Source organism: Opitutus sp. ER46, assembly GCF_003054705.1.
In the GTDB taxonomy this organism is placed as follows: Bacteria; Verrucomicrobiota; Verrucomicrobiia; order Opitutales; family Opitutaceae; genus ER46.
Genome location: NZ_QAYX01000024.1, coordinates 328,130 through 347,739, shown reverse-complemented (window position 1 = coordinate 347,739; position 19,610 = coordinate 328,130). Strand labels below are relative to the sequence as shown.

Below are 19,610 nucleotides of genomic sequence, written 5' to 3'. Positions count from 1 at the left end.
TACGCGAACGTGACCACCTCCGCCGCGCCCGCAATGCCAACATGTGGCAGCTAAAGAGAATCAAGCCGCCCTTCTGCCGCGCGGCGGGATCGTAAGCACGAGGTAAAGCGACGAATCGCCGTCCCGGCGCGACCTCAGGGCTGCAGTGGTGGCGTCAGTTCCCGGACCCGCGCTTGGGCGACCGCGACCGCCGTCTCGGCGGCATCGAACTCCGCGCGCGTGCCGAGACCGCTGTCCAGGCGGCTCTTGATCCAGGCCAGCCGCCGCTCGGCGTCCGCCAACAACTGCTTGCGGTATCGCAGCCGGTCGCCCGCCTGCAGCGCCCGCCAACGCTCCACCGCGGAAGTGGCATCCTGCATTTCCATGGTGCCGACGACACCAGTGGCGTGACGCGCCTTCAGGTCCCGCTCCGCACGCTCAGCCTGGCGAAGCTCCGCCGCGATGACCTCCGGGTTCGTCTCCTCGCCGGGCAGCGGCGGCGGCGCCGGCACCCTCACGGGCCTCGCGGCATTCCCGGCGGCCACCGTGGATTGCACCAGTTTGTAGCGAATCCTGACGCCCCCCGGTCGGGTAGAGAACCCCACAATCTGCAGCAGCCCCACCTGTCCGTGGCGCGTCATAAAGGCGTACGTGGCCGGCAGCGCTCCGGTCCCTTGCATGGTCACGGGGCTGCCCGGCTGACACCCGGCCAGCGCCGCTTCCACCGTCGCCGACCCCGCCGTCTCCCACATCGTCGCCGTCGTCGGCAGGGCGCACATTTCCCAGCCGGCCAGGCCTCGCGTCGCGGGATCGAGCGTGCCCGTGGCATCAATCTCCTGTTCTCGAAACACCGCGATCGTCTCCTGCGTGCTCCGGACCGTAATCGGATCTCCGAGCACGTCGCGCTGCCACCGCACTTCGCCCGTGCTGAACCGAATCAGCTCCGGCGTCTCCCCCTTGCCAACCGCGCCCACCACGCGTTCGAACACCGGCCCAAATCCCCGCGCCGCATTGGCCGGCTCCGGCGGTCGAACCGCTTGCGCGCGCGTGGTTCGAACGAGCGTCGGCGCCGGCTCGCCCACCACCCGGCTGGAGCGGTTCCGCCACAGACTCCACCCAACGATGACGGCGGCCAGCAGGACCAGTCCGATCTCCAACGCGCGCCGGGCGCGCCGGCGCCGGGCCGCGGCTCGTGCCGCCGCATCCGGCGCCGCCCCCGGCAGCGAGGCCAGGAACGATGCGTCCGCGCCCGCCAACCAGACTTCGCCGTCCTCCCAGCGCGTGATCCTCAGCACCTGCCGCCGACGCCGATCCGCCACCAGCGCGATCGGTAGCGCGAATGCACACACCAGCGCGCCGATGAAGATCAACTCCGGCCACCCCAACGCTCCGGGAGGGGCATCGAGCGACGTCAGCCCGAGTCCCAGTGCGACGAGACCGGCCAGCAGCAGTCCGAGCGCGATCCAGAAGCGCCGATGATCGCGGCGCCGGCTTTGCGCGCTCACAGGCACCTCGATCGTCAACGACCGCCGGAACAGGTAATACACGATCGCAAAGGCCAGCGGCGTCGCGAGCAGCGACAGCCACAACACCGGATGCAGCCACTCGAGCCGCTCGCGGCGCAGTTCGTTTTCCGTCACGGGCACGTTCGTCACCACGCAGCGTCGGGGCAGCCGCGGCCCGATCGCCGGCACCACCAGGACCCCGTCCTCGGCGCGGGCATTGCTCGCCTCCTCGGCTACGGGTCGCGGCGGGGGCGGGATCGCGCCTGACGCGGTCGCGGCGGCCGCCGCGCCCCCACCCGCTCTGGCCGCACCCGCGGCCACGGTTTCCACGTCGGTCCGGAGCCCGGCGGCCTGCTGGTAACGCAGCTCCGGCTCCTTCTCGAGCGCGCGGAGCACGATCTCATCGAGCCGCACATCGATCTGCACCTTGCGCGAGGGCGGCCCGAAGCGACCCAGCGGCAGTTCGCCCGTGAGCATCTGGTAGAGCACCACGCCGAGCGAATAGATGTCGGCGCGGTGATCGACCTCGGTCGGATGCTCGATCTGTTCCGGCGCCATGTAATGCGGCGTGCCCATCACGTTGCCTGCCATCGTGAGCGCCGGTGCGCCCGGCTCCGCCCCCACGATCTTCGCGAGCCCGAAGTCGGCGATCTTCACCTGGCCGTCCTTCCCGATCAGGATGTTCTCCGGCTTGATGTCGCGGTGCACGATGCCGCGGTCATGCGCAAACTGGAGCGCCTCGCACACCGGGGGCACGATCGCCAGCGCCTCCCGCGGCGAAACCCGCCCCGCGTTCAACAGGTGCCGCAGGTTCACGCCGTCGACGTACTCCATCAGCAGGTAGTGATACCCGCCCGCCTGGCCGAAATCGTGCACCGCCACGATGTGCGGATGGCTCAGCCGCGCGAGTGCCCGCGCCTCGCGCGTAAACCGCTCCGTGAAGCCCGGCACGTCCGCCAGGTGCGGCGGCAGGATCTTGAGCGCCACGATGCGATCGAGCGCCGGCTGGCGCGCCCGATACACGGCGCCCATTCCGCCCTGGCCCACGCACACCTCGATCTGCAGCTGCGGGAAATGCGGCGCCAACGCCTCCGGCGGAGGTGGTTCGAACCCTGCTCCGCCCGCGGCAGGCTCCGAGGCCGGCGCTCCGGGCACCGCCTGGGTCGTGGCGGCGAAGCCGGCCGCCAGCAGGCAGGCGGGACAGAGCCCCTGCGGGGCCCCAGCGGGGAGAGATTTGCCGCAACGCGGGCAGACGGATGAGGTATCCATGGTGGTTCCTGCCCCGTGCTACGGAAAATGCGGCGAAAGGTTACCGGTCATTCGCCAGAAAAGGTGCGCATCAGGTGACGCATTTCATCCGCGACGTCCGCCTCCGCGGCCACCGTACGCGCAATCTCGGCGCGCAGGTACTCCCGATAGCGTCGGCGCAGCCGGTGCGCGGCCACCTTCACTGCGCCTTCGCTCAGGCCCAGCTTTCCTCCGATTTCGGCGTACGACAGGCCGTCCCGACCGCGGATCAGCGCATCCTTGAGCAGCGCATACACCCGCTCCTGGCCCTGCGCCGCATACTCGGCCGCGAGTTGCCGGAGCACCGCCTCGAGCAGCGCCAGCGCCCATTGCCAGTCGAATATCTTGTCCGGCGCGGCCGCGTCCACCGGCTCGATCGCGAATCGCCTCTCGGCAAAATCGAAATCCAGCGACAACCCCGCCGCGCCGCCGCCGCGTTTCTGCGCCTGGGCCTTGGCGCGAGCATCCGCCAGGAAATGGTCGAGCGCGGTGAGGACGAATGACCGAAACCGCCCCCGCTGCGGATCCGCCTGCGCCAGCAGGCGCCGGTCAAGCAGGCGCAGAAAAAACTCCTGCGTGAGGTCCTGCGCATCGGCCGCCGCGTACCCCCGCCGACGCACGTGCGCGTAAAGCGGATACCAATACGTCTCGCACAGGCGGGCCAACGCCTCCTGCGCGTCACCCGAGTCCGCCCGCCCCGCCTGCAGGACCATCGACCACTGCGTCGCGGCGAACCGCCCCCGGTCCGGTGGGACCGCGGCGGGGTTGTCGTCAGCGGAGGAGGAAGCGGTCATGCGGGGCCGGAGGACGTCGGGCGCGCACACTACGATCACGCCCACGGCGTTGCCAAGATCCGGCGCGACCACCGACGGGAGCCACCCAACAACGGGCGCCGACGATCAGGAGATCACCACCCGACGCTGGAGATGGCGCTCGACCAGTTGCGCGAGCTGCGCCTGGGGGACCGGCTTGTAGACCATCTCCGCGATACCGGCTGCCTTGAGCGCGTCAGGCTGCAGGTCGCCAAAATAACCGCTAACCATCACGATCGGCGTCTCGATGCCATGGGCGCGCAAGCGCAGCGCCAGGTCGAGTCCCGTGAGCTTGGGCATCGCGTAGTCCGTGATGATCAAATCGTACGTCTGCTCCGCGCCGACCACCTGCTCGAACGCCTGCGGTGCATGCGTGCACGTCGCGACCTGGTAGCCCAGTTGCGTCAGTCCCCGATGCACGTAATCGGCGAGGAGGGGCTCGTCGTCGACATACAGGATGCGTTCGCCGTGGCCGCGGGCAATCGCCGGCGCGGCCTCGGGCGCCTCCGCCGCCGCGTCACGCGCCGTCGGCAGGAAGACGTTGAAAGCGGTACCCTCGCCCGGCCGGCTGTAAACGGACACCGCGCCGCGATGGTCCCGCACGATACCGTGGACGACCGACAGCCCCAACCCGGTGCCCTCGCCCGGGGCCTTGGTCGTGAAGAACGGCTCGAAGATCCGCTTCTGCGTCTGCTCGTCCATGCCATGGCCGGTGTCCGCGACGCGGAGCTTGATGTGGCTTCCCGGAACGAGCCCCGGCAGGGTGCGCACCGCGTCCTGGTCCAGGTAAACCGCCTCCAGCGTCACCGTCAGCTTGCCACTCCCGCCGCGCATCGCGTGCACCGAGTTGGTGCAGAGGTTGAGCACGACCTGGTAGATCTGGGTTGAATCCATCGCCACCTGCGGCAGCCCCTCCGGCAGCTCGGTCACAATCTGGATGCTCGCCGGCACGGTGGAACGCAGGAAGCCGACCGCTTCCTTCACGACGATGCGAACATCGCCGGGCTTCCGCTCCTGTGCGGTGCGGCGGCAGAACGTCAGGATCTGCCGCACGAGGTTCCGGCCGCGGTCCGTCGCCTTCTGCATGCAATCGAGATCCGCCACGACTTCCGGCCGGTCCTCCACGCGTTCGCGCACGAAATGGGCGTAACCGAGGATGATGCCGAGGATGTTGTTGAAATCATGGGCGATGCCGCCGGCGAGCGTGCCGATGGCCTCGAGCTTTTGCGTGCGCCGCAGTTGCTGCTCCATCTTGGCCTGGGTGTCCTCCGCGTTCTTGCGGCGGGTGATATCCTCAATGCTCGCCTGGTACGACCCGGGCGCCTCGCCGTCGACCGCCAGCGAACTCACCGCGACTGAGATCCACCGCAGCGTGCCATCCCGCCGGCGGATCTCGCATTCGAAATTCTCGACGTAGCCTGCGCTCTCCAATTGCGCCTCCAGCCGCTGCCGGTCGTCCGCGGACAGGTTGACCAGATCGAGCAGTGACGGCGCGCCCGCAACCGGCTCCTCCGACGACTCGTAGCCGAGGATGCGCGCTCCCGCGGGATTGATGGCGAGCAGCCGGCCTTCGCGCGTGCACTGCACCAGGCCGAGCGGCGAGTGTTCAAAGATCCCGCGGTATTTCTCCTCCGCCGCGCGCAGCTCCGTCTCGTAGCGCTTCCGTTCGGTGATGTCACGCGACGCGCCCACCAACTGGCGCTGCTCCGTCCCTCCGCCGTTCAGTCCTTCCAGCACAACCTCCGTCCAGACCGTCGTTCCCGCCCGCGAGACCATCTCATACTCTCCTTTGGCCACGCCCCCCCGCACGCGCGCCATCGACCACGCCTCCTCCAGCATGCGCTCGAAAATCGTCGCCGAGGCAGGCGTCAGCAACGACGCGAACGTGCGCCCCCGCAGCTCCTCAGGCGCGAAGTCGAGCAGTGCCCGACACGACGGGCTGATGTAGGCCAGCACCCCGGCGCGATCCACCGTCCAGATCAGGTCGCCGACGTGCTCCGCGAGCAGGCGATACTTGGCTTCCGACACCTGGACCTCCGCGAATCTCGCATCGAGCAGGTCCAGTGTGCGGGTGATCGAGTCCCCGAGACTGCCAATCTCAGTGACGAAACTCTCCCGCGCCGGCAGGGCCGGTCTCGCGCATCCTTCGCTCGCGACCCGCGAGTAGTGTTCGAGGTACTGGATGGGCCGCAGAACCCACTTCCAGATCATCCAATACAGCAGGACGACCAGGCTGACGCAGATCAGGCCGACGGCCGCAATGGTCGTCACCCGGAGCCGCCGAAGCTGACCGGCCAGCGTCTCATCCGAGACCCACACCCGCAGCTTGCCGAGGAACCGGCCCTCGTGGCGGACCTCCACCACCTTCTCGATCGAGGCAAATTCCGGCGGGGCGACAATGCCAGGCTGGCGCAGCATGCCACCGCCAAGGCGCCGGATAAACGTCTCGGCCATCCCGTTGGGTTCCTGGAAAACCACGGCGCGAATATCGTTCCCCTGCAGCGCCGTCTCGATGACGCGCGCGAACTGCTCGTCGTCGAAATTCCAGAGCGGAATCTCCACGTTCCACTCAAGCTCATTGACCAACAAATCCAGGCGCGCGGCCGTCTCCTCGCGCATCCAGCGCGACGCCACCGAATAGCCCAGCCAGCCAAAGAGGCCGGTCATGAGTATGGACGCCAGCGCGACCGCGGACACCAGCAACCAGGAGAGGGAGATGCGCAGGCGGGGCTTCATGATCAGCAGAGCGCGGGGCCGCGCGCCCGAAATGAGATGGCACCCGCGCGGCTGCGCGGCTCGGCATGGCAGCATCCGTGCCGACCGCACGTGGCATGCCCTGCATTCGCCAAGGCACAGGTCGTCATAGGTCGCGTCGCTGCATCTCAGCGTAGTCGGGAGTCTGTTTGAACGCCTTCAGCGCCGTCGAGAACCGGTCCACGAACTCCCGGGGCACCGTCTTCTTGCTGAACATTACATACAGCCCGCCGGCCTTGAGGGGGTGGTCGACGAGCGGCACGATCTTCCCCTCGAGGCCAAGTGTGCGCACGAGATGGCGCCCCACGTTGAGTTCGCAGGCGACGTAATCGATGCGCTCAGCCCCGAGCTTGCGGAAGTTCTGCAGGTCCGACGGCGTCTCCTCGAAGCCGAGATTGGCCGAGAGAAAGGCCCAAAACTCGGGGGTATAGGAGTAGCCACGCACGACACCCACCCGGTGGCCCTTGAGGTCTTCGAAGCGCTCAAAGCGAAGGCGCCCGAGGTCGGCTTGGCGGATGAAGAGGACCCAGCGCGATTCGATCAGCGACTCCGCCGGGAAATGGCAGAATTCGCTGCGCTGCTCGCTGAAACTGGTGCTGAACACTGCGTCGAGTTCGCCCCGGTAGGCCATCTCCTGCGCCCGCGCCCACGGGAGAATTTGGATCTGCCCGCTTGTCGCGCCCATTTGCCCGAGCACCCGCTGCACCACCTCGACGGAGAAGCCACGCGCCCGGGTGCCGTCATGATACTCGTAGGGCGGCCAGGACTCACATCCCAGCCGGAGGGTTGCCGGCGGCGGCGCAGCGGTCGCAACCGAACCCGCCACGAGCACCGCCAGCGCCGACGCCCGCCACGCCCCGCCGCCCGCCAGGCGCGCCGAGCGGGCGGCAGACGTGCGCACCAGAAACATGGCCTGGCTGAACATGGAGTGGGGAAAGTTGAGTCGGCCGAAGTGGAAAGGACAGGCGTAGAGGATTTGTAACTACGTCGCGGCGACCGAGCTACCATAGCTGGGCCCGCGATTTCTGCCAAGTGGCGGAATCACGGCAGCGGCTCTTCAGCGAACACCGCCGAAGTGGATGCTTTAATTGCAACTTCCATTTCGATAGCGGCTTATGACATCACCATCCCCGCCCCCCGTTCGCCTACGTAATATTGCGCTCACCCGCGCGCTCACGTCTGCACGAACCAGAAATGCACCGTCTTGCCGTCATCGAGCAGCGCCCATCCTCCGTGTTGGTCCCCTGCCCGCGCGCGAATTTGTCCACGCACCACCGCCCGCAACACGCCCCCGTACGCAGCCTCCGCCTGACTCCGGTACAGGCCATACTCGCTCCGCTTCTCCCCATCGGCAGGGATCGCCGCGGCGCGGGCCAGCCAGGCATAATCCGCTTTGGAAACACGAAACAGGCATTCGGCAGCGTAATCTCCATGCAGGTCTGGAAAGCTCGCGTGCTTGAAGACGAACCTGGCCGACGGAGGCGCCGCAATCCCGGTGCGAAGCGCGAACTCATCGCGGTAGAACGACGATGGCGGAAAGACCGCGTTCCATGCCTGGTAACCGACGACGGCAATCCCGACGACGCAGGCCATGCGACCATAGGGCGACTTCAGCCAGAGCCATCGGCAAGCATAGGCGGCCAGCGCCATAGTACCGAGAAGCAGAAGACCCAGTGTCACCTTCGCAATCATGGGGAACGGGAGAAACACGCGGCTGAGGCACCGGGTTCAAGCGCCGAAGTGGCGCCGACGAAACTCGCGACCGGAGCCTGTTTTCAGGTAGCGCTCGAACCCTGCCGCGCAGCGTTCATCGGCGAATGCGTGATAGCACACCAGATTCCAAGGGCGGTGCTTAGCGGTGTGCGGCGATCTCCCACCGTTGTGGTCCGCAAGCCTAACGCGGAGATCATCTGCCCGACCGACGTATTTTTCCGTCGGCTCATTCACCGACTCGAGAATGTACACGTAGTGCATGGCTGGGCTGGAGGAGTTGGCATCTGCCTGTCGTCTTGTCGCCGCAGCCTCGCGGAATGCTGCTGGTGAAAATATCCGGTGCGGTTCTCGAGCGCTTGGCCCACCTCCGCAGAGCCTCCGGCGGGCAGCCTTCGCCTAGTGGTCGGACGCAGGTGTAGATCCGTAGATCCGGCCTGCCAGCCGTAGATTCATCCGCTTGCGGATGAGCGAAGGCTGGTGCGGGCGGACGGAATCGAACCGACGAGGCCTGCTTGGAAGGCAGGAGTTTTACCACTAAACTACGCCCGCTTCTGGCGTGGGGCAGGAGCTTCGCCCGGTTTCCCAGAGCGTCAAGCCCCGCCTTGGCCAGAGGCTTCTCCGCCACACGACGATCCATGCTGGGGCGGCTCCCGCCCCTCACTTCCGCGTTCGCCCCATGGCAACCGCACCTCGTCTCGGAGTAGCCTTGCAGCCACCGCGAGTCCTGCGCCGAGCGCGTCCATCGCCGGCCGCCACCGCGCGGCTTCCACACCATGAATCCTCTCCAAACCCTCGCCTCGCACGGCCAATCCGTCTGGCTCGACTTCACCCGCCGCCAGTTCGTCGAAAACGGCTCGCTCCGAAAGCTCATCAACGAGGACGCCCTCACCGGCGTCACCTCGAACCCCGCCATCTTCGCCGAGGCCATCAGCCAGGGCGCCGAATACCAGTCCGCCATCGAGCACGCCGCGAAGCGCGGCCTCCCGGCGGAGGAAGCGTACCTCGAAATCGTCACCGAGGACATCCAGCGGGTGGCCGACGAGCTCCGCGACGTGTACGAGCAGACGCAGGGTCGCGACGGCTACGTCAGCCTCGAGGTGTCGCCGCACCTCGCCCGCGACACCGAGGGGAGCCTCCGCCAGGCGCGCGATCTCTGGTCGCGGATCGACCGGCCCAACCTCTACATCAAGATTCCAGGCACAATCGAAGGCCTGCCCGTCATCCGCGCGCTCACTGCCGACGGCATCAACGTCAATGTGACCCTGCTCTTCAGCCTCACCCGCTACCGCGCCGTCGCCGAAGAGTATCTCGCCGGTCTGCAACAGCGGGCGGCCGCCGGCGAACCGGTGGATCGAGTAAGTTCCGTGGCGTCGTTCTTCCTGAGCCGGATCGACCTCAAGGTGGACCCTCGGCTCGCGGAACTCGGCCGCGAGAGCGCCGAGGCAGCGGCCCGCGTCGCCGCGCTACAGGGCCAGGCTGCCATCGCCTGCGCCAAGCAAGCGTATCAGATCTACCGGGAGCTCTTCGGCCGTGAACGTTTCCACAAACTCGCCGTGCAAGGCGCCCGGCCGCAGCGGCTGCTCTGGGCCAGCACCAGCGCAAAACGCCCCAAGGAGCGCGACGTCCGCTACGTGGAAGCCCTGATCGGGCCCGACACCATCAACACGATGCCGCTCAAAACCCTCGAGGGGTTTCGCGACCACGGCGACCCCACGCCCCGGCTGGAGAAGAACCTCGACGAAGTGCGCGCCACGCTGAGGGAGCTCGGCGAGTGCGGCATCGATCTCGAGGCAACCGCCCGCGAGCTCGAGGAGGAGGGACTCACAAAATTCACCGAACCCTTCGATCAGCTGTTCGCCTCCCTCCAGCAAAAAGTGGATGTGGCCGCCGCCGTGCACTGACCCGCCCTGGGGCCGAAGTCGGAAGCCAGAGGCCAGAAGCCTGAACCCAGAAGCAGCCAGAACAGATGGGGGGTTCAAACATCCTGCCGACATCTGACGTCCGACGTCTGGCACCGGTAAGCCGGCTTCCGTCGTCCGGCTTTGCCTCTGCCTTCCGGCTTCTGGCTTCCGGCTTCTGGCTTCCGACCTGCCGACTTCTGGCTTCCGACCTCTGGCTTCCGGCGCCATCGTCGGGCGACATGCCGGCCGCGTCGCCCCAGCCTTCCTCGCTTCCCATCGCCCACCCGGCGTGGGCGGCGTTGCGCGAGTACCTGGAGGTCACAGCCGTCATTGCCGTAATCACGATCGCCGCCTGGTTGATCCCGGTCGACGCGCGCGTCTGGGGCGATGTGTACCTTCTCGGCGTGATCGCGCTGTGCCTTCGCGTCGGTCCATGGCCCATCCTGTTCGCCGCGGTGCTGAGCGTCGTGGCGTGGAATTACGCGGTCATGCCGCCGCGGATGTCCTTCTCCCGCGTCGACCTGAAGGAGGGCGTGTTTCTTGGCACGTATTTCGTCGTGGCCATCATCGCCGGCCAGCTGACCGCCCGCATTCGCCGCCAGGAGTTGCACGAACGTCTGCGCGAACAGCGCGCCACCACGCTGTTCCACCTCACCCGGGCGTTGAGCAGCGCGCGGACGCTCGGCGAAGGTCTGCAACTCGCCCGCGAGCAGGCCGACGAGCTCTTTCGCGGCCGCACCGCGCTGCTGCTCGTGGACCCCGAAGGGTGGCTCGACCTGCGCCCGGAAAGTTCGCTGCTCCTCGACCCCACGAATCTGGCCCTCGCGCATCAGGCCCGGAAGACCGCCACCGCGATCCAGCACTACGGCCGCCCGCCCGAGCCCGCCCTCACCTGGCACATGCCGCTGCAGCGCGGCGGGGTGGTTCTCGGCGTGATGTCCATCAGCCGGCCCAACGCCCACCCCGCGCTCACGCGAGAACAGCGTGAACTGCTGGAGAACTTCGCCACGCAGATTGCCGCCCTCATCGAGCGCGAACAACTGCACGCCGCCCGGGAGCGCGAGAAACTGCTCGCCGAGTCCGAACGCCTCCACCGCACGCTCCTCGACAGCGTCTCCCACGAGCTCAAAACCCCGATCGCCGTCCTGCGTGGCGCCGCCGAACGCATCTCGCGCGAGACCGGCCGGCGCCGGGAGGAACTCGCGGGTGAGATCCTCACCGCCACCCGGCGCCTCGACCGCCTCGTCAACAACCTCCTCAGCCAGACTCGCCTCGAAGCCGGCCGCCTCTCCCCGCGCCTGGACTGGTGCGACGCCCGCGACTTCATCACCGCCGGCCGGCGCATGCTCGGCGACGCCCTCTCCGGCCGGCCGCTCAAGATCGAGATTCCCGACGACATGCCGCTGTTCATGGCCGACGCCGCGCTCATGGAGCACGTGCTCGCCAACCTCCTCCTCAACGCCGCCCACCACACCCCGCCCGACACCGGCATCGACCTGTCGGCCGGCGTCGATCCTTCGGGGAAACGCGTCTTCATCACCGTCGCCGACCACGGGCCCGGCATCCCCGCCGAAGAACGTGCTGCCGTCTTCCAGAAGTTCCAGCGCGGCGCGCACGCCACCGCCACCGGCCTCGGACTCGGGCTCTCCATCGTGCGCGGTTTCATGCTCGCCCAAGGCGGGGATGTGCAACTTGCTGACACTCCCGGCGGTGGCGCAACATTCACGCTTTACCTGCCGCATCAGGTCCACGAAACGGTTCCGCAAGAATGACCCAGACACCCGCGAAGCTCGATATCCTGGTGATTGATGACGAGGTGCAGATCCGTCGTCTGCTGCGCTTCACCTTGGAGGACGCCGGTTACTCCGTCCGCGAGGAGGATTGCGGCCAAAAGGGTCTGGTCGCCATCGCCCACCGCGCGCCCGACGCGATCATCCTCGATCTCGGCCTGCCCGACATTTCCGGCCAGGAGGTGTTGAAGCGCCTGCGTGAATGGAGCGCCATTCCCGTGCTCGTGCTCTCCGTGTTCGGCGAGGAAGGCAGCAAGGTCGGCGCGCTCGACGCCGGGGCTGACGACTACCTCACCAAACCCTTCAGCGGCGGGGAGTTACTCGCCCGGCTGCGCGCTCTGCTTCGCCGCGTGAAGCCGACCGAGACCAACACCGTTATCCGCTTCGGCAACGTCGAGGTCGACCTCGTGCAGCGCCGCGTGACCAAGTCCGGCGCCATGGTGAAGCTCACGGCCAAGGAATACGCCCTCCTCCGGCTGCTGATCACCAACCGGGACAAGGTTCTCACCCACTCCCAGATTCTCGAGGATGTCTGGGGCCCCGACGGTCAGGGCCAGACGCATTACCTGCGGGTCTTCATGATGCGCCTGCGCCGCAAGATCGAGGACGAGCCCAACTCGCCCAAGCACCTCCAGACCGAGTCCACCATAGGCTACCGCCTCGTCAGCGACCCCGCCTAGCCCACTCGCTATTTACGCTTTCGTTTACAACTTCCCTATCAGATAGTTATTCTTCACCAATTACTTAAGATTTATATGCGAAATTCGAGACCAGCGAATTCCGCATGATATAAACGCGGCGTAAACAGCAAAACTCGCGGAGCACGTTTTCGGCTCGTGAGGCATGATGGCCCAGTCATGGCCAACATTCCTGATACTGTCACGGGCGCCGTCATCATCAGCCTGATCGATTTCGCGCTGAGCTTTGTGATCATTTCCGGCATTGGCGTCGCGCTGGCGCTTCTGCCGCTGGTCAACAAGCGCTGGAAACTCGACGAGACCAAACTGCGCAGCGGCCACTGAGCCATCGCGCCCCTATCGCCGTCTCCATGATCGAGCAGATTCAGAGCGTCCTTCACTCCCTGGTCGCCCAGACCGGTCTGGCCCATTTCTGGTGGGGCAACTTCGTGATGATCGCCGTGGGCGCCACCATGGTGTTCCTGGCGGTCGTAAAGAAGTACGAGCCGTTCCTCCTGATCGGCATCGGGTTTGCCTGCATCGTCGTCAACGTGCCGGGCTCCGACCTCATCCTTCCGGGTGGCCTGTTCCACTACGCCTACCGCGGTGTCGCTTTGCTGATCGTGCCGCCGCTCATCTTCCTGGGCGTCGGCGCGCTGACCGACTTCGGCCCGATGATTGCCAACCCGAAGCTCGTGCTCCTCGGCGCGGGTGCCCACCTCGGCATCTTCGTGGCCCTGATCCTCGCCAAGCTCATCGGCTTCAGCCTGGCGGAGGCCGGCGCGATCGGAATCATCGGCGGCGCCGACGGACCGATGGCGATCTTCGTCACGATGAAACTGGCGCCTCACCTGCTCCCCCAGGTGTCTGTCGCCGCCTACTCGTACATGGCGCTGATGCCGCTCATCCAGCCGCCCGTGATGCGCCTGCTCACGACCAAGGCTGAACGCGAAATGGGCATGCCCAAGCTCCGCGATGTGACCCGGTTGGAGAAGATTCTCTTCCCGATCGTCATCGCCCTCGTGGTGAACCTCTTCTTCCCGCCCGTCGCTCCGCTCGTGACCATGCTCATGCTCGGCAACCTCCTGCGCGAAGTTCTCCTCGTCGGACGTCTGGCCGACACCGCCGGCGGCACGATCCTCAACATCATCACGTTGATCCTTACGATGGCGATCGGCTCGACGATGACCGCGGACACGTTCCTCACCAGCAAGACGCTCGCCATCGTCGGCCTTGGCCTGATCGCCTTCGTCTTCGGCACCGGCTCCGGTGTCGTCACGGCGAAGTTCATGAATCTGTTCCTCAAACAGAAGATCAACCCGCTCGTCGGCTCCGCCGGCATTGCCTCCGTGCCGATCGCCGCCCGCGTGTCACACAAGGTCGCCCATGAGGCCAACCCGCGGAATTACCTCATCTACCACGCGATGGGCCCGAACCTCGCCGGCGTCTTTGGCACCGCCATCTCCGGCGGCATCCTGCTGGCCCTCCTCGGGGTGCGGTAAACCCGCCGCCAGAATCCTGCGCCTGCCGGTTTGACACCGCCGGGCGCAGCCGACGATCTCGCCAGGTGCAACTCCCCCGTCCGCTCGCCCATCTGCTCCTCGCCGTCCTCGCGACGGCGGTGGTCTGGGCGACTGGCGGCCGGTTTGCGGAGGCCGCCGCCGGCCAAGCCGCGCATCCGCGTTTCGGACGCGAAAAGGCCCCGGAGTTTCTGCTCGTCGTTGCCGGTGATACGGCCAAGCCGCTCACCGCCGCCAAGTCCCGCCCGCACGTTCCACTGCTTCTCTGCCGGGCAGACGCGCCCGCGCGGCGCCGTGCCGCGGCTTGGATTCGGCAGCAACCGCCGCAGCATGCCCGCCACTCTTTCCCCCGCCCGAACCTTGTTGGCGTGGTGGAGCTACGACTTTGAGAGAGACCGGTTGGGTCGCTGATCAACGCGCTTGAACCGACGTTCGTGAGCGGGCCTTGACCCCCGCCCGACGCGGCTGGCGCCACCATTACAACCTCCTCCGGCGGCAAAATGCCGCCACCTCTCTCATGAATTCCTCCAGCAAGAAACCATCCTCCAACCAACAGCCCTCGCACGAAGAACACGCCATGATCGGCTGGGGCACCCTCGCCGGCATAGTGGTCGGCCTCGGCATCGGCCTATTCGTCGGCCACTGGCTCGTCTGGGCCATCTTCCTCGGCGTCGCCGGCATGACCGTCGGCGCCCTGATCGACCGCAGCCGACGGTAGATCGGAGGCCGGAAGCCAGAAGCCTGAAGCCGGAGGCCTGAAGCCAACCCGATCGCGACAGCATCGAACTCCGGCCTCCGGCCCTCCGACTTCGCTGCGCTTCCCCTTCGGCACGGCTACGGTGGACAGGTCGGCACAACGTACCGGCACCATGGCCTCCGGCTTCCGACCTCCGGCCTCAGGCTTCAGCCTTTCAGACCTTCAGTCCTTCAGCCCTTTTTTCACCAGCCGTCGGTTGATCTCGGCGAGCGTCTCCGGCGGCATCTTCTCCACGCGTCGGTCATAGGTGAGCAGTCCATTGACCTCGCCTTCGACGTCGCTCGTCTGGGTGTACACCGCCGCGGAGAGTCCGATCTCCCGGCACTGCTTCTCGATCGCCGCCATCCGCTTGCTCACCTGCGCCACGTAGGTCGGCTGATCATGGTACGTCTGGTAACCCCAGTTGCGCTTGGTCGCGTCCCAAAGGTGATCCGCCACGGGCCAGCCCACGCCGCCGTACTCCCCCACCACGATGGCACGGTCTTCCTTGTTCACCGGCGCGCGCACGTCCTCCTGGTAGGTGTGAATGTCGTACACGTCGCCGCGGTTCTCGTCGCGCCAGCCGGTCGTGGCATTGCACCAGCGTGAGGGATCGATCGCCTTCACCCAGGCCGTGAGCGCCGGGGTCTCATATTGGCCCCAGCCTTCGTTGTGGATCACCCACATCACGATCGCGGGATGGTTGTAGAGCGCACCGACCATCCGGCGCAGCTCCAGTTCGTGCTGCGCACGGCCGTCCGACAGCCGCGGCGGTTCACCCTCATCCCACGGGGCGTTGCTCAGCCCGCGGTTGTACCCCGACGGCATGTCCTGCCACACGAGCAGCCCGAGCCGATCGCAATGGTAGTAGTAGCGGGCCGGCTCCACCTTGATGTGCTTGCGCAGCATGTTGAACCCGGCGCGCTTCAGCCACTCGAGCTCCCACACCATCGCGGCGTCACTCGGCGGCGTCAGCAACCCATCCGGCCACCAGCCCTGGTCAAGGGGACCGTGCTGGAAGATCGCCTGGCCGTTGAGCCGCAGGTGCGGCTGGCCGAGCTTGGGGCCCGCACCGAGGCTCAACTGCCGCAGCCCGAAATACGACGTGACCACGTCCAGCGGCTCGCCCGGCAGGACCTCCGCCTTGGCGTACGCCACGCGCTCGCTCGCCCCAAACGCCGGCAGCACCGGTTTCCCCTCACCTTCCTTCCCCGCGGGCCGATGCGGGCTCTTCACCCGAATCAACTCCGCCTTCAGGTCGTAGAGGAACGGATCTTCGGGCGACCAGAGGCGCGGCTGTGGCAGGTCGAGCCAGCCTTCGCGATTGATGCGCACCACCGTCGTCGCCACGACGCGCCCCTGCGTGCTCGCGGTGAATCGCACGGCCAGCGCGTTGTCCTGATACGCCGCGTCGGTCAGTGCCGTCACGCGCAGCCGCGAGTTTTCCACGTCCGGCGTGCAGCGCAGCTCGGCGAGGTGCATTTCCTTGGGCACCGGCTCGGCCCAAACCGTCTGCCAGATTCCGGAGACCGGGGTGTACCAGATGCCGTGCGGCTTCAGCATCTGTTTGCCCCGCGGCTGTTCCCCGGTGTCGGTCGGATCGGTGACGCCGAGCACGATCTCGTTGGCGCCGTCGCGCAGGAACGCCGTCACATCAAATGTGAACGCGTCATTGCCGCCGACGTGCGAGCCCACGAGGCCGCCGTTCACCCAGAGCGTGCACGCGTAGTCCACGGCGCCGAAATGCAGGAGCACCCGCTGGTCGCGCCACGCCGCCGGCACTGTCCAAGCCCGGCGATACCACAGCCGGTCGTCCGGCGTGAACGCGCGTGCCACACCCGAGAGCGCCGACTCGATTGCGAACGGCACGAGGATTCGACCCTGGTAATCGGTCGGCGCTGCCGCCGTGCGGGGCGTGACCGCGTACTCCCAAAGGCCGTTGAGGTTATCCCACGCCGCCCGCACGAACTGCGGCCGCGGGTACTCGCGCCACGCATTTGCCGGCGTGACCTGGTCACCCCAGCTCGTGGTCATCCGGCCCGGTGGAATGCGCCAGGTGGGTTGGCCGGCCGAGGGTTCGGCCGTCACAAGGCTGGCCGTCGCAAACAAGGCCAGCAGCACGGGACGCAACACAGCCAAAGCAGGAGCGAAGCGCATGGGGAGAAGGGGATTTGCTCACCGAGGAAGGCCTGATCGCGGTGACCTGGCAACGCGCATCACACCCCTCTCCGTCCCTCTCGTTTAGCGTGTAACAGCGTGTCACAGAAAGGCCGTTACACGCAGAATAATTAACGCCGCCTTGACCACGTCCGGGAATATTCCATCCCGAGGATCGGCTCCCGCGCGTTTGCTTCTCCTGCTTCCGCGCGCGCCGAGTATCTCGCCCCGATATGCAAACCTCTCCCTCCGCCCCGTCTGGCAAGGTCGGCTACAACCGCTTCCTCCTCCTCGTCGCCGGTCTCGGCGGCCTGCTCTACGGCGTCGATGTCGGCATCATCTCCGGCGCCCTGCCGTACCTCGAAGCCACCTCGGGCTTCAACCAAGGGCAGCTCTCCTTCGTGGTCGCCGCCGTGCTGCTCGGCAGCGTGATCTCCACGCTGTTCGCCGGCGTGCTCGCCGACTGGATGGGCCGCAAGCGGCTCATGGCCCTCAGTGGCCTGCTGTTCGTGGTGAGCATCCCGATGATCGCCCTCGCGCACGGCTACGAGCCGCTCGTCCTCGGCCGCCTGCTGCAGGGCATCAGCGCCGGCTTCATCGGCGTGGTCGTTCCGCTCTATCTCGCGGAGTGTCTCGGTGCAGCCGACCGCGGCAAGGGCACGGGCATCTTCCAGTGGTTGCTCACGCTCGGCATCGTCGCCGCCGCGGTCGTCGGCTTCTATTTCAGCTACCGCCTCGAACACGTCGCGCAGAGCGGTGACGCCGCGAAAATCTTCGCCTTCAAGGACGCCGCGTGGCGCCAGATCTTCTGGGTCTCGCTCCCGCCCGGCCTGCTGTTCGTCATCGGCAGCTTCATGGTCAGCGAATCGCCGCGCTGGCTCTACCGCCGCGGGCGCCACGAGGCGGCACGCGCCGCGCTGCTGCGATCCCGCTCCGCGGCCCAGGCCGAAGTCGAGTTCCAGGAGATGGCCGCCACAGTCCAGGCTGAGGCCGCCTCCACAGGCCAGGCCGGCAAGCCGCGCGATTCGATCTTCCGCCGCAAGTACGTCATCCCGTTCGTCCTCGCCTGCATCATCCTCGCCTGCAACCAGGCCACCGGCGTCAACTCGATCATCGGCTACAACGCCACGATCCTCCTGCAGAGCGGCCTCTCCGACTTCCATGCCCACCTGGGCTACGTTGGTCTCACGCTCGTGAATTTCCTGGTGACGATCGGCGCCGTCGTGCTCGTCGACCGCAAGGGCCGCAAGTTCCTCCTCTCCGTCGGCAGCGCCGGCATCATCGCCTCGCTCATCGCCGTGGGCACGCTGTTCCACCGCACGGAAGCGCAGCGGGTCGACTGCAGCCCCGCGGTCCAGGCGCTCGTCCAGCCGGACCAGACCGCCAAGATCGCGTTCTCCGCGACGACCGCGCAGCAACTGCTCGCGCACGCGGGTCCCGCGGGCCAGGCCCTCGCCAGCCGGCCGGTCTCGCTGATCGTCATCTACTCCTACGGCGATTTCCGCGCGGCCACGACGGTGGTGCGCTCGGATGACGCCACCGCGCGGCCCGTGGAGATCAACCGCGGGAGCTGCGTGCCGGCCAACAAGGTCGTCGCGTTCTTCTCCAATCCGTTCGCCGACCTGACCGCCGCGCGCACCGCGCCGCTCAAGATCGAAAACGCCCTGATCACGCCGGTGCCCAGCGCGCGCAACGGCTGGATCACCGCGGTCTGCATCTTCGCGTTCATGGCGTTCTTCGCCGTCGGCCCCGGCGTGTGTGTCTGGCTCGCGTTGTCCGAACTGATGCCGACGCGCATCCGCTCGAACGGCATGAGCATCGCACTTCTGATCAACCAGGCCGTGTCCACCGTGATCGCCGCCGTCTTCCTGCCGACCGTCGGAAAGTACGGGTACAGCACGATGTTCTTCATCTTCGCCGGCTGCACCGTTGTGTACTTCGTGACCGCGATGTTCTTCCTGCCCGAAACCAAGGGCAAGACCCTCGAGGAAATCGAAGCCCACTTCGAGCGCTAGTGGGCAATCAGAAGGAAAGATGTCAGAAGTCAGATGTCAGCGTCCCGAACCGCCGGAAGCCTCATCGGTGCCGCTGACATCCGACATCTGACGTCCGGCCTCTGGCTTCAGGCTTCCGGCCTCCGGCTTCTGGCCTCAGGCCTCAGTCCGGCTGCGCGGCGTAGGTCGCAGGCCTGCTCGTCGTGCCGGGGCCGTTGCCCGCGGGTTGCGGATTGACGTACACCACGCCGACCAGGCGCCGACGGTAATTTTCAGGGGTGACGTGCACCGCCTCCGCCCCCGCACTGCGATCCGCGCGCGACCAGAACATCCCGTCGCGCTTCTCCACCAGGCGGTGCACCACCACCGCGTTCAACTGGGGATGAAAAAAGGTGACGACGTCGCCGACACGGAGTTCGGCGTACGGCACGGACTCGAGCATCAGCACGGCATTCTCATCGAAATACGGCCGCAGGCTGCCGTTCGGCTGCACCCGGCTGAGGATAATGTCCCGCCGCGTGTTGCGCGTGAGGACGTTGGCCAGAAGCGTCGTCGCGTCGGCGGGCTTGGCCGCCACCGGCGGCACACTCGCCGCCCGCGGGGCCGGTGTGGTCACGGACGCCGGCGCAGCAGGCGTCATGGGCGCGTTCGGGCGGGTTGGCGCGGTCGCGGCTGTCCCCGCCGGCGCCGGGGCACCGGCAACCGCCACCTGGGCAAACGCCAAGGCGCCCAAGAGTGCACATGGGAGGGACAAACGCATGGTTCTCCCCAAAAGCGGCTCACGC

The 19,610-nt window shown here is 67.0% G+C and carries 16 protein-coding genes and 1 tRNA gene; 8 read left to right on the top strand and 9 right to left on the bottom strand.

From position 1 onward, the window contains the following. Nucleotides 1-134: 134 nt before the first annotated feature. The 7 genes from DB354_RS22555 to DB354_RS16830 all read right to left on the bottom strand — a co-directional run bounded on the left by DB354_RS22555 (nt 135) and on the right by DB354_RS16830 (nt 8,599). Entirely contained in the window at nt 135-2,753 is a 2,619-nt protein-coding gene (locus tag DB354_RS22555; protein WP_107836807.1) for a serine/threonine-protein kinase, read from the bottom strand. Nucleotides 2,754-2,800: 47 nt separating this feature from the next. Beyond that, a complete protein-coding gene (locus DB354_RS16855; RefSeq protein ID WP_107837086.1) occupies nt 2,801-3,565 on the bottom strand; it encodes a sigma-70 family RNA polymerase sigma factor in 765 nt (254 codons plus the stop codon). A 105-nt stretch (nt 3,566-3,670) separates the two neighbouring features. Beyond that, complete coding sequence (locus tag DB354_RS16850; RefSeq protein ID WP_158277582.1) at nt 3,671-6,319, bottom strand: PAS domain-containing sensor histidine kinase; 2,649 nt, start codon at nt 6,317-6,319, stop codon at nt 3,671-3,673. Nucleotides 6,320-6,443: 124 nt separating this feature from the next. Beyond that, nucleotides 6,444-7,262 carry a transporter substrate-binding domain-containing protein gene (locus DB354_RS16845; RefSeq protein WP_107836805.1) on the bottom strand — a complete coding sequence of 273 codons (819 nt, stop codon included), beginning with the start codon at nt 7,260-7,262 and terminating at the stop codon, nt 6,444-6,446. A 248-nt stretch (nt 7,263-7,510) separates the two neighbouring features. Then, the gene (locus tag DB354_RS16840) at nt 7,511-8,029 is read right to left on the bottom strand and encodes a hypothetical protein (protein WP_146180299.1); all 519 of its coding nucleotides are present in this window, start codon (nt 8,027-8,029) and stop codon (nt 7,511-7,513) included. A gap of 36 nt (nt 8,030-8,065) precedes the next feature. After that, a complete protein-coding gene (locus tag DB354_RS23020) occupies nt 8,066-8,311 on the bottom strand; it encodes a GIY-YIG nuclease family protein (protein ID WP_107836803.1) in 246 nt (81 codons plus the stop codon). A gap of 214 nt (nt 8,312-8,525) precedes the next feature. Further along, nucleotides 8,526-8,599 (bottom strand) — tRNA-Gly (locus DB354_RS16830). A gap of 224 nt (nt 8,600-8,823) precedes the next feature. Here DB354_RS16830 and tal point away from each other — a divergent pair. From tal to DB354_RS16800, 7 genes are all read left to right on the top strand, one after another. Next, nucleotides 8,824-9,951, top strand: a complete 1,128-nt coding sequence (tal, locus tag DB354_RS16825; protein ID WP_107836802.1) for a transaldolase — start codon at nt 8,824-8,826, stop codon at nt 9,949-9,951. Nucleotides 9,952-10,190: 239 nt separating this feature from the next. Next, nucleotides 10,191-11,723, top strand: a complete 1,533-nt coding sequence (locus DB354_RS16820; RefSeq protein WP_107836801.1) for an ATP-binding protein — start codon at nt 10,191-10,193, stop codon at nt 11,721-11,723. Beyond that, nucleotides 11,720-12,421, top strand: a complete 702-nt coding sequence (locus DB354_RS16815) for a response regulator (RefSeq protein ID WP_107836800.1) — start codon at nt 11,720-11,722, stop codon at nt 12,419-12,421. Before DB354_RS16820 ends, DB354_RS16815 begins: the two co-directional genes overlap by 4 nt. A gap of 177 nt (nt 12,422-12,598) precedes the next feature. Then, nucleotides 12,599-12,763 (top strand): hypothetical protein, encoded by a 165-nt coding sequence (locus tag DB354_RS22550; RefSeq protein ID WP_199226879.1) that lies wholly within the window; start codon nt 12,599-12,601, stop codon nt 12,761-12,763. Nucleotides 12,764-12,789: 26 nt separating this feature from the next. Further along, nucleotides 12,790-13,920, top strand: coding sequence for a sodium ion-translocating decarboxylase subunit beta (locus DB354_RS16810; RefSeq protein WP_107836799.1), 1,131 nt, complete (start codon nt 12,790-12,792; stop codon nt 13,918-13,920). A gap of 65 nt (nt 13,921-13,985) precedes the next feature. After that, nucleotides 13,986-14,327, top strand: a complete 342-nt coding sequence (locus tag DB354_RS16805; protein WP_107836798.1) for a hypothetical protein — start codon at nt 13,986-13,988, stop codon at nt 14,325-14,327. Between the two features lie 128 nt (nt 14,328-14,455). Next, on the top strand, nt 14,456-14,656 hold the full coding sequence (locus tag DB354_RS16800; protein WP_146180298.1) for a hypothetical protein: 201 nt from the start codon (nt 14,456-14,458) through the stop codon (nt 14,654-14,656). A gap of 201 nt (nt 14,657-14,857) precedes the next feature. Here DB354_RS16800 and DB354_RS16795 read toward each other — a convergent pair whose 3' ends face one another. After that, entirely contained in the window at nt 14,858-16,831 is a 1,974-nt protein-coding gene (locus DB354_RS16795) for a sugar-binding domain-containing protein (RefSeq protein ID WP_199226878.1), read from the bottom strand. Between the two features lie 233 nt (nt 16,832-17,064). Between DB354_RS16795 and DB354_RS16790 the strand changes: the two genes are divergently transcribed. Next, nucleotides 17,065-18,846, top strand: coding sequence for an MFS transporter (locus tag DB354_RS16790; RefSeq protein WP_107836796.1), 1,782 nt, complete (start codon nt 17,065-17,067; stop codon nt 18,844-18,846). A gap of 142 nt (nt 18,847-18,988) precedes the next feature. Here the strand turns inward: DB354_RS16790 and DB354_RS22545 are convergent, their stop codons facing one another. Beyond that, nucleotides 18,989-19,465, bottom strand: a complete 477-nt coding sequence (locus DB354_RS22545) for a hypothetical protein (protein ID WP_199226877.1) — start codon at nt 19,463-19,465, stop codon at nt 18,989-18,991. Between the last annotated feature and the right edge of the window lie 145 nt (nt 19,466-19,610).